A 13780-nucleotide genomic window follows, 5' to 3' on the forward strand; every position below is an offset into this window, starting at 1 on the left:
ATTGACACATATTGCCAACTTCATCTAACCCTATCTAACATTAGATGGTTTTTAGGCCATAAAAAAGCACCCCCACAAGTGCGGGTGCTTCTTTGAAAATTAGTAAATAAGGCTAAATTATTTGCCTAACTTTTCTTTGCCTAAGACGTTTAACTTTTCGTCAAAGTCGTAGACAACTGGTTCGCCAGTAGCCATTTCAAGATCCATGATGTCATCATCAGAGATCCGTTCGATGTACTTGCTTAAGGCACGTAATGAATTACCGTGGGCTGCGATGATAACGTTCTTGCCATCAAGCAACTTAGGTGCAATTTCATCTTCCCAGAAAGGCATAACGCGTTCCAAGGTAACCTTCAAGTTTTCGCCACCAGGGACGATGTTAGGGTCTAAGTTAGCGTAACGACGATCGTTAACAGCTGAACCTTCATCATCAGCACTCAATAGTGGAGGTAAAACGTCATATGAACGACGCCAGATGTGAACTTGATCGTCACCGTATTTTTCAGCGGTTTCAGTCTTGTTCAAACCTTGTAAGGCACCGTAATGACGTTCGTTTAAACGCCAAGTCTTTGATTCTGGAATCCAAAGTTGGTCTGATTCTTCAAGTACGTAGTGTAAAGTCTTGATGGCACGAGTTAAAACAGAAGTGTAAGCATAGTCGAATACTAAGCCAGCTTCCTTAACCTTGTTACCAGCAGCCTGAGCTTCTTTAACACCTTGTTCACTTAAATTAACGTCAACCCAACCAGTGAATTTGTTAGATAAGTTCCATTCACTTTGACCGTGACGAATCAATACTAATTTTGCCATAGCAGTTAATGACCTCTTTCATTTGTTATTTACTCAACCTATTTTACACTGAAACCCCGAAAAATCAAAACAATATCAGTCCTTATTTTCAGAATCCGGGTGGAAAGTAATTGTTTTTTTCAAATTAATATTCGGGCGCGGACGATGAACCGGTTTCACACCGATAATATCCAGAATGAAGTTAAATACCGGCACACCGACAATCAAACCCCAGACCCCAAAGAAGCGCTCACTGACTAGCAGCACCACGAAAGTATAGAAGACTGGTAATTCCGTCCGACTCGACATGAACTTGGGATTCAGCACGTAGGCCTCTAGCATGTGCACGACCGCAATCATCAGCAGCATATAGACCACGTAACGTAGACCGCCCACTGAGTAAGCAATCAAACTTAGCGGAACCACCGAAATAATCACACCCCGGCTACCGGAACAAGACTCAGCAAGAAGATCATTAAGCCCAGACTGATTAGCTGCGGCATCTTCAGGATTGCCATAAACGTCACGGTAATCACGGTATTTACAATTGCGATTAGGAACTGTGCTTCCAGGACAACTCCAAAACTATTGACGAATTTCTTGGCAAAGAAATAAACGTCCTGGAAAAACCAGCCAAAGGTACTAGTTAGGAAACGTTTCGAAAAAACGCGCATCTGCCGGTCTTCAATCGTAAAGAAGAAACTTAGGATAAACGATAGGAAGAACGTGATTCCCATATTACCGATATTAGTAATATATTTAAGTACCACCGAGAAGCCGCCCTTTAGCTGTTTCAGAATATCAGAATTCTGGAAATACGACGTCACCCACGTCAGCAACTGGTTGCTATCGTGTGATGGATTTTGATAAAAGCGGTAGACCGATTCAAACGTTGATATCGTCTGCTTGATTAGCTGTGGTAGATAGAGTGAGACCGCAAAGTAAATCCCCAATATCACTAGCACGTATACTGCAATCACAATTATCACTGCCGGAATTGGTACCCACTTCCGGATTATCCTTACTAACCGTGTCACTAAGAAAGTAAAAATGAATGTCAGCAAAATTGTACTCATCATACTCGATATTAGAAACAGCCCTAATACAATCAACACCAATACACTAGCCCGTCGCAACCTCACATTATGGATAAAATGCGACCAAAATTCCAAAAAAATCCACCCCTCTACTGTCCTTAATCCTATTTTAACGGAAAACCGCCCCAATAAAAATTAAAAGATCGCCGTGGCCGCATAAAAACACGTGCAGCTTATCATTGATCTACTGATAAACTGCACGTGTTCGTTTACATACACATTAAAATAATTATGAAAACTGCATTTTTAAAGTTTCCAAACCTAGCGCTTGATGAATGATAAGCGAGGCGCCTCCAAGTAATGCTGCCGACTGAACGTTCTTAGTTGCAATAATCGGAACCTGCCGACTTGGTGCCGTCAGTTTTTCCGTCGTATCGCGGACATTCTTCAACAACTGTGGCAAGATTTCCAAAACTGTCGTATTCAAAACGATAACATCCGGCGCAAACGCCGTTGAAACGTTCGCAACGACTTTTGATAGGTAGTATACGAAGTCGTCGAATACCTGAGTAACTTGTGGATCATGATTAATATAATCATGCTTGATTGCCGTTAAATCCAGTCGATCAACATGTTTGATTTCCTTTAAACGTGCCCACAAAGCCGTTTCGGACGCATAGCTATTAACCGATTCCATATGGTGATCAATATGCCGGTCTTCTAGCAAGGCCATCCCCACCTCACCAGCCTCACCTTCATGCCCTGCATACAGACGTGAATCAGCAACAATTCCAGCATGAATTTCATCACGAATAACGACCGAGACGACGTTATCAAAAATTTCATTATCATGAAAGTCACGTTCAAATATAGCAGTTAAGTTAGCTTTCTTCTCCAAAATAACTGGAATCCGTAGTTTATCCCGCAGATACTTTGCTAAGTCAAAATGTGCCAAACCTTTAATCGGTGTCTTGAGAATCTTATTTTCATAAATAATACCATCAAGGGCGAGTGATACACCCATTAGTCCATGAATAGTACCGTAATCGTCGACGTTACGCAGTTGGTCTTCAATCAAATCAACCACATCCGTCAACGTCATATCGTTAGTCTTAAAACTCTGAAAATGTAGAATTTTACCGTTCAACCGTGAATACATCAGCTTAACCGCGTTGACCGACATGTCGATACTAGCCACAAAACCATAGTTCATATTAAGTTCTGCCATGACTGGTTTACGGCCACCATTTTTCGTGCTGACGCCGCAACCAATCTCCTTAATAAACTGAGTCCGTAATAACTGATTGTAGATATCCGAAACCGTCACTTTGTTCAAGCTTAGATTCCGCGAAATCTGACTCCGACTGATTGGTCCTTCATTAATAACCTGTTGCAGAACTTGTTTTTCATTAGTACTGCGCATAACGTGTTTATTAATAATCATAATAAATTTCGATGACCGCACTCGCTTATCGAACCACTCCGTCAAATCTAATTAATTTGGCCTGCCATCGGTCCGATAATCCGAAGGCCACCTTAACCCCCTTAATCTGTAAATATTCCTTAGTGTCGAACTAACACAAAATGGTCATATTCATACCTGTTTTAACATATTCTTGCTAAAAAAATGTTCTTACTGATATCAACTGACCGCCCCAATGAAGCAAAAAGCATAGAGAACGAACGTTATCCGTCCTTACTTCTACATTCTATAACAGTTTTTATAAAAAAATCACCGATTGACACCTAAAAGCAGGTGTTTTATCGGTGATTGTAAGCTATACTTCCATACTACTATTATTTTAATAATATTACTGCATCGACTTGGCAGCCTGTGCGATTGACAGATGTTGCGTATTGGCTCGTTGCAAGATAGCTTGAATCTGAGCATCCGTGTAACGACTACTACTAAAGCCAGCTTGGCTCAACTCAGTCCGCGTTGCTTGAATCTGATCCGCACTATAACTCCCCGTCTTAGCCGCTTGCGCAATCGAAATATGTTCATTATTGGCACGCGTTAAAATAGCTTGAATTTGATCATCACTGTAATTACTACCGTTCAAACCTTGCTCAGTTAATTCCGCCCGCGTTGCTTGAATCTGGGCATTGGTCGCTGCACCACTAGTTGTAGTGGCCGTTAACCCATTAGTAGCCAGGCTACCAGCAGTTGAGCTAGTGCTACTTGAACTAGCATTAGCACTACTACTACCGCTAGCAACAGCAGGCCGTTGTTGTGTACTGCTATTAGGTGTATTCGCACTCTGCGCAGCATTTGTAATCGTTGGCGTTGAACCCGTCAACGCTTTTAATGACGCATTATTTTGTTTGCGTAAGGACAGTGCTTGATTATAAATATCCTTATAATAGCTGTCTTTAAATGTCTTATCCTGCAACATGACCATAATCACGCCGTTAGAATCCGTAAAATCATTTGCCTTATTCAGGGTTAAAGCTTGCTGATACTGCTTTTGATAGTCTTGCCGGTTACTTTTAACCTTCGTAATCAACGTCAATTGAGCCTTAGCCTGACTAATCAGTGCACTAGCACCCTTATCCGTGTTCTTAACCGTCGTGAAATCACGCTGAGCTTCAGTGAACTGTCGCGATTTTAACGCCTTCGTACCACTAACGTAGGTTTGGGTTTGCGTTAAGTAACGTTGGGCAACCGTATCGTTCACTTTAGTCCGCGTAGCATGCGTAAAGTTGGTCTCTGCAACGGAGTAGTTCCTATCCTGTAGCGCCTGCTTTCCCGTCTGGATTTGATTCGTATACGCTTCTTCCTGTAACCGGTAACGCGTGTACGAGTATCCACCGACACCAACAGCTACGACTAGTGCGACGACAATCCACACCCATCTTCTCATCACGACACCCCCAATAAATTGTTTATTTGATTCATTCATTATACCATGTTACTGCAACTAACCATGATTCATTGTGCTTACAATACTGTTTTCATAAGCGTATAATGACTAATGTATTTTTACGAAGAAAGGATCCTTACTGTAATGTTAGAAAAAACTTTTTACCACACCCTTCTGAGCCACTCCTTCAATATTCCCGTCAAAGTGAACTATTGGGATGGTAGTAGCGAAACTTATGGCGACGGTACACCAGAAGTTACAGTGACGTTTAAAGAAGCAGTTCCAATGCGTGAAATCACTAAAAATGCCTCAATTGCATTAGGTGAAGCATACATGGACGGACGGATCGAAATTGATGGCAGTATTCAAAAATTAATTGAATCCGCCTACGAATCGGCTGAAAGCTTTTTCAATAATTCCAAGTTCAAACGTTTCATGCCTAAACAATCGCACTCAGAAAAGAAGAGTCAAGAAGACATCCAAAGTCATTATGACGTTGGTAATGACTTCTATGAAATGTGGTTAGACCGCACGCTTACTTATTCTTGTGCCTACTTCAAGCATGACACCGACACGTTGGAAGAAGCACAGATTCACAAAGTTCACCATATTATTCAAAAACTAAACCCACAACCAGGTAAGACAATGCTTGATATTGGTTGTGGTTGGGGTACCTTGATGTTAAGTGCAGCCAAAGAATACGGCTTAAAAGTCGTTGGAATTACGCTGTCACAAGAACAATACAACCTGGTTTCAAAACGAATTCAAGATGAGGGCCTCAGCGATGTTGCTGAAGTCCGCCTACAAGATTATCGTGAACTAGGCGATGAAACTTTCGACTACATCACCAGTGTTGGGATGTTTGAACACGTTGGTAAGGATAACTTAGCAATGTACTTTGAACGCGTTAAACACTACCTTAAAGACGACGGTGTAGCATTACTTCACGGAATCACTCGTCAACAAGGTGGCGCTACTAACGGTTGGTTAGATAAGTACATCTTCCCAGGTGGTTACGTTCCCGGGATGACTGAAAATCTCCAACACATCGTGGACTGTGGCTTACAAGTTGATGACGTTGAATCTTTACGTCGTCACTACCAACGGACCACTGAACTTTGGGATGAAAACTTCAACGCCAAGCGCGAAGAAATTGACGCCAAGATGGGGACTCGTTTCACTCGGATGTGGGACCTTTACCTCCAAGCCTGTGCCGCTTCATTCCAATCTGGTAACATTGACGTGATGCAATTCCTAGTTTCTAAGGGTGCTTCTTCACGGAACCTCCCCATGACACGGAAGTACATGTACAGCGACAACCGGGTTAAGGATTAATTATAAACAGAGTGGGACAAAAGCCGCTTAGTTGCTGAGCATAGCCTAGGAAGCCGAATGATTGTGTTTTTCAATCGTTTGGTTTCCGTAGCTAAGCGGAACAAACTGCCTTGTGGCGCACATTTCAACTATTACCATTTGGAATATCAAAAAGACCGCCAACTACTATTTCAGTAGTTGGCGGTCTTTTTGGCCTTCTGGAAACAAGCAATTATGCGACTATTTCATCAATTTATTCACTAATTATGCAAATTGCATAAGCCTTTTGACACTTAGAAAACTATGATAATAACCGTACTAGTCATTGGTTAACCACTAGCTACTGTACGGATTAAGACTACCTAATAGAACAAAGATGACAATGCTCTCAGAAATACGTAACCACCAACGATAGCGGTGCCACAGTTTTGCGGACCACTGCTGAGAAGCCCATCGATTAAACTGATGGGACACAACTGGTGCTCCCAATATCATAAAGCTGTACAGCCAGTATCCGAAGCGAGCAACTACTGACGGTTTATCAAAACCCATACTGAAAGCAACGACACAGAATATGCCGTAGATCACCCACAAGGTCCACAGAACCGGCTGGCGTATTTTTAACCAGAATCTAACGACCACGTATGGACTAGCAATTGTATCGTTATTATCTTGACCGACCGCCGTGGGCAACGCCGCTAACATCTCCGTAGCGTTTTGATAGCGTTGGTCGGGATCCAGTGCTGTCGCCTGAGCGATGATTTGATTCCATGGCTGAATGGCTGTGACTGGTGGCATTTCAGCCTGACTGCCAGGAATCTGACCAGTCAACAAACAGTTCAAGACAACTCCTAGCGCATAGATATCGCTACGCTGATCCGTCTGAGCAAAGCCATAGTTTTCTGGCGCAGCAAAACCCACTCGTCCCTAACAAGCGGGTATCACTGGACTGCTCATTATGGTACTGTCGCGCCGCATTAACATCAATTAGGTAGTAATGGTCCTTATAAAACATAATGTTACTTAGCTTAATATCGCGATGAACAATGTTGAGCGTGGCCAAGCGCTGTAACGTGCCTAATAATTCTGTCGCAACTTGCGCAACCATCAGCGGTGTAAAGGTTCCTAGATCCTGCAACCGATCAGCCAACGTTTGACCGTTAATCAGCGTCTCGATACTCACCGCGCAATCTCCTGATACTAGGACATCTTCAATGCGTGGCATTCGGCGAACAGGATGTTGTTCAAGTTGCTGCAGTACCGCAACGTTATCTGGCCGCGCAATCTTAGCCACGGACACAACCTGCCGTTTTCTGACCAGTAATGGAAATTCATGCTGTTCGATTAGCGGTCCTAACGGGACATATCCCGCCGTAGCTAATAGTTGCATGGCCTGTGCAATTGGTAACACCTTGCTCTCCCCTTTTTTAGAAATTATTAACTTTATCATAACCATACTTTTGGAGGAATTACAATGTCAAAATCTAACAACCCGACTCAACCCGCATCAAATAACAATCGTTCACGCACTGCCGAATTAGTTCTCGGGATTATCGGGGGCATCTTTGGGATGATTGCCGGTATCATCGCTATAACTATCGGTGGTATTGGCAGTGCCCTTGAAGCAAGCGGTTCTGCTGGTATTGGCAATTTGGGGATTGCTTGTATCGCTGTCTCAGCCCTTGCCATTGTTTTAAGTGCCCTTATCAACCGTAATCACGTTCTCATGGGCTGGTTGATCATCCTTTGCGGTGTGCTCAACGTTGTTTTCGTTAGTTTCTTTGGAATTCTAAGTGGCCTGTTAATTGTTATTGCTGGCGGCTTAGCATTAAGAAAGTAGGCCTGAACATGAAGAAAAAAGCTTGGTATCAAAAATGGTGGATCTGGGTCTTAATCATATTAGGGATAATCTTCTTAAGCGGAGTCTTTGCACCAACTAACAGTGATTCAACTGACAAGTCCAGTACTAGCTCCGCTGCCAAACACGTCAAGAAACGGGCAACTACCAAAACCAATACTAATCAAGTATTCAAGGTCGGCGAAACTGCAACCATTGATCACGTCAAGGTCACCGTTAACAGTGTTAAAACAGCCACTTCTTTAGATATGAGTGATCCTAAAACTGGCAACCAATTTTACACGGTCAACGTCACCCTCAAGAATACGGGTAGCGAAAAAGTCAGCTACAATCCTTATGACTTTGCGATTAAATCTAACGGTAACCAAACTGATTTAGACGAGATCAATACAGACGATAACGACCAGCTTGATAGCGGTGATTTAGCTGCTGGTGGGACTGTCTCTGGTAATATGACTGGCCAATCTAAAAAAGACGGCACCGTTGAACTAGTTTATACACCTAGTTACTTTAGTGAACGCCATTTGACCTTTAAGTTACAGTAATCTTTGGTACACTAATACCAATAGTCGCTGGGTATTGGGAGGTAACGCTATGACAGAACGTGCAACACACGAATTATTGAACGAAATCAAACATGCAAGTGAGGCCGAACAATTTATGGATAATATGGCCACAAGTTTCATTCGCACCAATCCGGCTGAATACTTAGCCGAATTGCTCCAGATCAAACACTTAGCCAAGAGTCAGGTCATTCGCGAAGCCAACCTAACGCCCTCGATCGGTTATCAGTACTTCGATGGCAAACGACGGCCAAACCGGGCTCGTATGATTGCTCTGGGTTTTGGCTTCAAATTAACTCTAGCTGAATTAAATACGATGTTAAAACGAACTGGTTACGCCATCCTGTATGCTAAAGACGAATGGGATGCGCTAGTCATCTTCGCCCTTGTACAGAAATTCGACTTGAACCATACCGATGAATTACTTTATCAATACGGTTTAGGAACGATTACGGGTGAAAACTAAAAAATAAGCGTTTGGGATAAAAATCCCAAACGCTTATTTTATCTTCACATCTTTACAGTCGAAACGTGCGATAAAAGGCTGCTTCCTAGGCTATGCTCGGTAGCAACCCGCCTTTTATCCCACTCTTATTTTTTATGATCTTATTTCGTATGTAACCAATGGGTAAAGTTTGGCATTTTATCCGTAAATAAACTAACTAACCGTCCAGTGATAAGTGCCGATAGAATCGTCCCTTCACGCACACCGACCAAGCCGTGTAACCAGATCAAGGCAATGATAACCGCCACAATAACCATGGTGGCGTCACACCAAACTTTGGCCCTTGGAAAGGCAATGTGCAGCGCAATCGCCACGGCACTTGATAACCCTTCACCAGCCATCAGAATCGTTCGCGAATTAACTTCAAAGTAAACGCCCCAAGCTAGCAAGAAAATACTGACGAAGGTGGCAATCAATTTGGCCGCATAGTTATTCATTGGAATCCAGCTCAACCAGCTGGTAAAGTAATCAATCAGGACACCAAAAATTACCGATGGAATCAACTGTAGCCATGCCCAAGGTGAGAACTGACGGCGTAAAAATAAAATTTCAGCTGAAATCAGCACCAGCATAAATACCATCGTCATCTGACCAATCGTTAACGGCGTAATCAAGCTAACGACGTTTGGAATACTCGAGATTGGTGAGGTTCCTAACCCAGCCAATTTGGAGAGCGCAACTGCCATCCCCATCAGCGTTAACCCTATCGTTAAGGTCAGATAATGCTTACAAAATGATCTAAATTTTAACGTAATTAATCAATTCCTTTCAATCGCTGTTGGAGCGTTTCATAAATCGCAGCCAGTTGCGTCCCGGTCGTCTGAGCATCCGCTTCGGGGGTCGCTTCAAATAAGCGTTCCCACCAAGTCGCCATCACTTGTCGAATCTCGCCTGCCTGTTGCTGACCAGTCGGTGTTAATGCGATCAAATGGGCCCGCCCATCTTTAGGATCGCGCTGACGAGTCACTAACTGCCGTGCTACTAGGTCCCGCAAGTCCCTGGCAACCAAACTGGGATCCAAGACCATTTCTTGGGCAATCCGCTGCTGTGACACATTGGGATGGTCGTTAACGAATAACAAGATATCACCCTCAGTTGCTCGAATATCAAGCTCGGCAACCTGCTGATTGAACTCATTTTTAGACTGCCGATAGATACCGGCAATATATTTATTGAATAAAGACGCTTGCGCCATTGAAAACACACCTCCAAATTTAGTGGACTTATCCATTAAATCGTTAAATCACGTTTTTGTCAATGTTCCCCAAATTGAAACAATAAAAAAACGAACTTAGACTTTTCGCCTAAGTTCGTTTAGTCTTCTGAATATAAATGCTAGGAACCCATTTTTTGCTCTTCTCGCACCAAAATATCATCAATGATACTCTGTAACGTAATCGACTGCATACTCTGTTCAGCCGCTCGCTGCACGGTTTGATAGGCGACATTCAGTGTATCCTGAATATTGCCACCCACGATACACTTCGGGTTGGTCTTCTCGTCAACGTGTAACAAAGTGGTCTCTTCATCCAATGCTTGATAGACGTCTAACAACGTGATCTCAGTGGCTGCCCGCGCTAATTTTGGGGCAACTTTACCCGGCTGCGTCGTTAACAGACCAGCCTGCGTCAAACGAGACATTAATCGACGAATCAAACTAGGGTTAGATTCAATACTACCCGCAATAGCCGCACTGGATAAATCACCTGCATGGTAAATATCCACGTAAGCCAAAATATGCATCGCATCACTTAATTTATGGGAATATTTCATTAATTATCATCCATTCTTAGTTATCATCGCTTAGATTACCACCCGTATTCACCGTACGCAAGCTTTATCGGTCGATGACTTCCTGTAATGCGGCCGTCAAACTAGCTAATGGACGTCCCAATAAAGTTGGTAAATCAGCACTACCTGCGGCCAAATTACCGTCACGAATCAGTTGTTGTACCATCGTGGCAAACCCAGCCGTTCCTTCGTCAAGTCCAGCTGCAACTAAACCAGCTTGATAGTCCGCATCATTAACCGCATTGATTGCAAAGTCATGACCAGTAACCGTCTGTAGTGCCTGGGCTAACTCTGGATAAGTTGCAATGGTCCCAGCCAGTTCATAGACTGCTTTAGGCTGATCTAATAAAATTGCATTAGCCGCTGCTTCAGCGTAATCATGTTCCAAGGCCCAGCCAGCTTGACCATCCGCAGCTGAGTAGTAAAACGATTGGTTGGCTTGAGCACCCTGGATCGCACCCATTTCATTTTCTAAATACCAATTGTTCCGTAAAAAGGTATGCTGGATTCCTGTCGCCGTAATCAAAGCTTCCGTTTCACGGTGATCAGCTGCTAAAGGCGTTGTTGCTGTGTCTGCGTGAGGAAAACCTCGTATAGGCAATAATCTTAACTCCAGCTGCTTGTGCCGCTTTAACGACGTTACGATGTTGTTCCAGCCGTGGCATTGCCGCCCCCGGTTGTGACGAAACAAAGAGTAACCGATCAACACCTGCTAACGAAGCCGTTAATTGGTCAACATCTTCATACGAAGCTGGCCGAATCTCGATACCTGCTGGCAGTAGTTGTTGTGCCTTTTCCGTGTTACGAGCTAAGGCGATAAGATCTGACGTTGCAACTTGCTGGCTCAACGTCTGAATCGCTGCTCGGCCAAAGTTCCCAGTGGCACCTGTGATTGCAATTTTCATAATTAACACTCTCCTAAAATTTACGTTAGTTACTTTTAAAGTAACATGTTGTTTTAATAATAACACGTTGCTCGAATTTAGCAATAATTTTGTTCTGACAATCACGCCAACATTTCCATTTAACTTTTTACTACAGGTTCAAAGCCAGCCTGAAGCGCGCACCAATCACCGTTATCTCTCACGAGAATCCATCATGAAGCACCCTAATTTTAGCCAAATAAAAAAGAACCGGATTACCCAGTTCCATTAATATCAGATATGAAAGAGTAGGACAAAGAGCATTACTGATCCTAGGCCGATTAATACGGACAGGGTCATCGAACGTGTTCGATAGGCCACAAAACCAACTAAGATCGCCGAAATGATCATCCCAAGATTACCGGTAGTAATCACTTGATACTTACTATCAATAAAGACACTCTTAACCACTAAGGCCGTAAAAAGTGCAACGGGTACGAAACGCATCCATTCGTTAAACCAATCCGGAATTTTGCGCTTCGTGAAAAATAGAAGCGGAAAGAACCGTGGAATAAATGCCACGCACGCACAAAAAATAATCAACCAAAAATGGTCCATACTACTCATTGAGCCGGCTGCTTGCATAAGAAAAACTCCTCTGTGCCCTACTTGTCAGATTCTTCCATGGCAGATTGCCCAGTCGGATCGTGAACCTTATAGAGTAAATGACTTTCTGGCTTATGTGCGATCAAATAACGTTCAATGAAATAACCGGTCAACGATGCCAACAGTGTCGACACAACTAGACCTAACGTACTCTTCATTATAACGAGGCATCCAATCGTTAATACACCAGATAACAGGGCAACTAACACAATCAAACGACTCTTTGTTTGCATAATTGCCATGTAAATAAATAACGCCGTTAAAGCAAAGTCCACCACTTGTAGATTAATCGTCAGCGCACTACCGATCAAACTACCGACAATATTACTAACCGTCCAAAACATTAGTGAATAGTGTTCGACTAGTAACGCTTGGGACGGTTTCCAATGCTTATCCGTCGCAAACTTCAAGTAGTTAACCGCGTAGTTTTCATCATTCATTGAGAACGCAAACGTAAAGATAAAAGGTAAGGATTGTCCTTTTAAATATCGTGATAGGCTAGAACCTAATAACGCATACCGTAACTCTAAGAAAAACATCATCAAAATAATGGTCGTCATCGGTGCATTAATCGTTAGCATCGATGCAATTAAAAATTGGGCGCCACCGGAAAAAACCAACACTGAAATTAACGCTGTCAGTAGATGGTTGAACCCGGCCGCATGCAATAAGACCCCACAAGCTAACCCAATGGGAATATAGCTAAGCCCAAGTGGCATTACCGTTCGTAATACCATTAACCAATTTGGCTCGTCCTTTTTCACCAAGAATGCCTCCAGTACCATACCAGTAAAGAATTCTAGCAACAATGTACCCGTGTCCATTTACTTAGACACTCGGGTTTAATTTTAACATGTTTTTTAGCCCAATCCTACACCTTGTTCACTTTTTGCGTATATGTAAGCGCTAACACACGCGATTTTTTAGTTAAAATGCTGTCCTAGAATAACCAGGTCATTTGTTCGCCCATTAAATTCAGCGACAGCCGGTAAAAATCCCCACTGTTCATAACCAAATTTTTCAAACAATTTGATGCTTGGTAAATTACTTGAAAAGATATAAGCTACAACGGTCGTCAATCCTATCGCGGGCAATTGAGCAGGAATCATCTCTAAGACCTGACTCCCGATTCCTTGACCCTGCACACTACGATCGAGATAGACCGAAACTTCAGCGGTTTTCTCGTAGGCTGCTCGCCCATAAAATGGCGACAAGCTCAACCAGCCTACAACCATTTCATCCTGCATGACGACCCACATGGGGTAATGCTCCGCCGTATGACTCAAAAACCAAGGCCGTCGCTGTTCGACCGTGACTGGTTTTAAGTCCGCTGTGACTTGATGACTCGGGATGGTTTGATTATAAATATCTAAGATTATTGGTAAATCTGACATTGTTGCTAAACGTAACGCCACGCTCATAGTAGGTTCCAACTCCATTCAACTTAACTGTTGCTATCAGTTCTATTATACCTTTATTCCCGAAGTACAATATGTCTTTTTGGTAACATCAGAGTGGACCAGCAGGCGG

General features: G+C 43.0%; 17 protein-coding genes and 1 pseudogene. 4 read left to right on the forward strand and 14 right to left on the reverse strand.

Going from position 1 to position 13780, the window contains the following annotated elements; genetic code table 11:
• Window positions 1-117: 117 nt before the first annotated feature.
• The 4 genes and pseudogenes from ACG95_RS12095 to ACG95_RS12110 all read right to left on the reverse strand — a co-directional run bounded on the left by ACG95_RS12095 (window position 118) and on the right by ACG95_RS12110 (window position 4690).
• Window positions 118-810 carry a 2,3-diphosphoglycerate-dependent phosphoglycerate mutase gene (locus tag ACG95_RS12095; RefSeq protein ID WP_048000763.1) on the reverse strand — a complete coding sequence of 231 codons (693 nt, stop codon included), beginning with the start codon at window positions 808-810 and terminating at the stop codon, window positions 118-120.
• Window positions 811-885: 75 nt separating this feature from the next.
• Window positions 886-1961: pseudogene (locus tag ACG95_RS12100) on the reverse strand (AI-2E family transporter).
• 154 nt (window positions 1962-2115) lie between these two features.
• Window positions 2116-3270: an ROK family protein gene (locus tag ACG95_RS12105; protein WP_048000802.1), complete on the reverse strand. Its 1155-nt coding sequence runs from the start codon at window positions 3268-3270 to the stop codon at window positions 2116-2118.
• A gap of 367 nt (window positions 3271-3637) precedes the next feature.
• The gene (locus ACG95_RS12110) at window positions 3638-4690 is read right to left on the reverse strand and encodes a hypothetical protein (protein ID WP_048000764.1); all 1053 of its coding nucleotides are present in this window, start codon (window positions 4688-4690) and stop codon (window positions 3638-3640) included.
• 144 nt (window positions 4691-4834) lie between these two features.
• On the opposite strand from ACG95_RS12110, the gene ACG95_RS12115 reads away from it, so the two are divergent.
• The gene (locus tag ACG95_RS12115; protein ID WP_048000765.1) at window positions 4835-6025 is read left to right on the forward strand and encodes an SAM-dependent methyltransferase; all 1191 of its coding nucleotides are present in this window, start codon (window positions 4835-4837) and stop codon (window positions 6023-6025) included.
• Between the two features lie 315 nt (window positions 6026-6340).
• Here ACG95_RS12115 and ACG95_RS14830 read toward each other — a convergent pair whose 3' ends face one another.
• Both ACG95_RS14830 and ACG95_RS14835 read right to left on the reverse strand, forming a co-directional pair.
• Entirely contained in the window at window positions 6341-6925 is a 585-nt protein-coding gene (locus tag ACG95_RS14830; RefSeq protein WP_237756516.1) for a hypothetical protein, read from the reverse strand.
• Window positions 6873-7415, reverse strand: a complete 543-nt coding sequence (locus ACG95_RS14835) for a protein kinase domain-containing protein (protein WP_237756517.1) — start codon at window positions 7413-7415, stop codon at window positions 6873-6875. Before ACG95_RS14835 ends, ACG95_RS14830 begins: the two co-directional genes overlap by 53 nt.
• 63 nt (window positions 7416-7478) lie before the next feature.
• Between ACG95_RS14835 and ACG95_RS12125 the strand changes: the two genes are divergently transcribed.
• The 3 genes from ACG95_RS12125 to ACG95_RS12135 are packed head-to-tail and all read left to right on the forward strand — an operon-like array spanning window position 7479 to window position 8891.
• Window positions 7479-7844, forward strand: a complete 366-nt coding sequence (locus ACG95_RS12125) for a DUF4064 domain-containing protein (RefSeq protein WP_048000766.1) — start codon at window positions 7479-7481, stop codon at window positions 7842-7844.
• A gap of 8 nt (window positions 7845-7852) precedes the next feature.
• On the forward strand, window positions 7853-8407 hold the full coding sequence (locus ACG95_RS12130) for a DUF4352 domain-containing protein (RefSeq protein WP_048000767.1): 555 nt from the start codon (window positions 7853-7855) through the stop codon (window positions 8405-8407).
• Window positions 8408-8456: 49 nt separating this feature from the next.
• Window positions 8457-8891, forward strand: coding sequence for a hypothetical protein (locus ACG95_RS12135; protein ID WP_048000768.1), 435 nt, complete (start codon window positions 8457-8459; stop codon window positions 8889-8891).
• Window positions 8892-9031: 140 nt separating this feature from the next.
• On the opposite strand, the gene ACG95_RS12140 is transcribed toward ACG95_RS12135, so the two are convergent.
• From ACG95_RS12140 to ACG95_RS12170, 8 genes are all read right to left on the reverse strand, one after another.
• A complete protein-coding gene (locus ACG95_RS12140) occupies window positions 9032-9685 on the reverse strand; it encodes a YczE/YyaS/YitT family protein (protein ID WP_337588710.1) in 654 nt (217 codons plus the stop codon).
• Window positions 9685-10125: a MarR family winged helix-turn-helix transcriptional regulator gene (locus ACG95_RS12145; RefSeq protein ID WP_048000770.1), complete on the reverse strand. Its 441-nt coding sequence runs from the start codon at window positions 10123-10125 to the stop codon at window positions 9685-9687. The genes ACG95_RS12140 and ACG95_RS12145 overlap by 1 nt, the downstream gene beginning before the upstream one ends.
• 140 nt (window positions 10126-10265) lie before the next feature.
• Window positions 10266-10703 (reverse strand): Rrf2 family transcriptional regulator, encoded by a 438-nt coding sequence (locus ACG95_RS12150; protein WP_048000771.1) that lies wholly within the window; start codon window positions 10701-10703, stop codon window positions 10266-10268.
• 64 nt (window positions 10704-10767) lie between these two features.
• On the reverse strand, window positions 10768-11322 hold the full coding sequence (locus ACG95_RS14960; protein ID WP_337588708.1) for a Rossmann-fold NAD(P)-binding domain-containing protein: 555 nt from the start codon (window positions 11320-11322) through the stop codon (window positions 10768-10770).
• Window positions 11267-11626, reverse strand: a complete 360-nt coding sequence (locus tag ACG95_RS14965) for an NAD(P)H-binding protein (protein ID WP_337588709.1) — start codon at window positions 11624-11626, stop codon at window positions 11267-11269. Before ACG95_RS14965 ends, ACG95_RS14960 begins: the two co-directional genes overlap by 56 nt.
• 252 nt (window positions 11627-11878) lie before the next feature.
• Window positions 11879-12229: an AzlD domain-containing protein gene (locus tag ACG95_RS12160; RefSeq protein ID WP_048000772.1), complete on the reverse strand. Its 351-nt coding sequence runs from the start codon at window positions 12227-12229 to the stop codon at window positions 11879-11881.
• Window positions 12230-12249: 20 nt separating this feature from the next.
• On the reverse strand, window positions 12250-13035 hold the full coding sequence (locus tag ACG95_RS12165) for an AzlC family ABC transporter permease (protein WP_082137370.1): 786 nt from the start codon (window positions 13033-13035) through the stop codon (window positions 12250-12252).
• A gap of 138 nt (window positions 13036-13173) precedes the next feature.
• Window positions 13174-13671: a GNAT family N-acetyltransferase gene (locus ACG95_RS12170; RefSeq protein WP_048000773.1), complete on the reverse strand. Its 498-nt coding sequence runs from the start codon at window positions 13669-13671 to the stop codon at window positions 13174-13176.
• Window positions 13672-13780 lie beyond the last annotated feature (109 nt).

It is taken from the genome of Lactiplantibacillus herbarum, from assembly GCF_001039045.1.
Lineage (GTDB): Bacteria > Bacillota > Bacilli > Lactobacillales > Lactobacillaceae > Lactiplantibacillus > Lactiplantibacillus herbarum.

Excerpts from the sequence above, each read along its gene's own strand:
- ACG95_RS12135 (WP_048000768.1), top strand. The coding sequence starts at position 8,457 with ATGACAGAACGTGCAACACACGAATTATTGAACGAAATCAAACATGCA.
- ACG95_RS12170 (WP_048000773.1), bottom strand. The coding sequence starts at position 13,671 with ATGAGCGTGGCGTTACGTTTAGCAACAATGTCAGATTTACCAATAATC.
- ACG95_RS12110 (WP_048000764.1), bottom strand. The coding sequence starts at position 4,690 with ATGAGAAGATGGGTGTGGATTGTCGTCGCACTAGTCGTAGCTGTTGGT.
- ACG95_RS12105 (WP_048000802.1), bottom strand. The coding sequence starts at position 3,270 with ATGATTATTAATAAACACGTTATGCGCAGTACTAATGAAAAACAAGTT.
- ACG95_RS12095 (WP_048000763.1), bottom strand. The coding sequence starts at position 810 with ATGGCAAAATTAGTATTGATTCGTCACGGTCAAAGTGAATGGAACTTA.
- ACG95_RS12115 (WP_048000765.1), top strand. The coding sequence starts at position 4,835 with ATGTTAGAAAAAACTTTTTACCACACCCTTCTGAGCCACTCCTTCAAT.
- ACG95_RS12165 (WP_082137370.1), bottom strand. The coding sequence starts at position 13,035 with ATGGTACTGGAGGCATTCTTGGTGAAAAAGGACGAGCCAAATTGGTTA.
- ACG95_RS12125 (WP_048000766.1), top strand. The coding sequence starts at position 7,479 with ATGTCAAAATCTAACAACCCGACTCAACCCGCATCAAATAACAATCGT.
- ACG95_RS12130 (WP_048000767.1), top strand. The coding sequence starts at position 7,853 with ATGAAGAAAAAAGCTTGGTATCAAAAATGGTGGATCTGGGTCTTAATC.
- ACG95_RS12145 (WP_048000770.1), bottom strand. The coding sequence starts at position 10,125 with ATGGCGCAAGCGTCTTTATTCAATAAATATATTGCCGGTATCTATCGG.
- ACG95_RS12160 (WP_048000772.1), bottom strand. The coding sequence starts at position 12,229 with ATGCAAGCAGCCGGCTCAATGAGTAGTATGGACCATTTTTGGTTGATT.
- ACG95_RS14965 (WP_337588709.1), bottom strand. The coding sequence starts at position 11,626 with ATGAAAATTGCAATCACAGGTGCCACTGGGAACTTTGGCCGAGCAGCG.
- ACG95_RS12150 (WP_048000771.1), bottom strand. The coding sequence starts at position 10,703 with ATGAAATATTCCCATAAATTAAGTGATGCGATGCATATTTTGGCTTAC.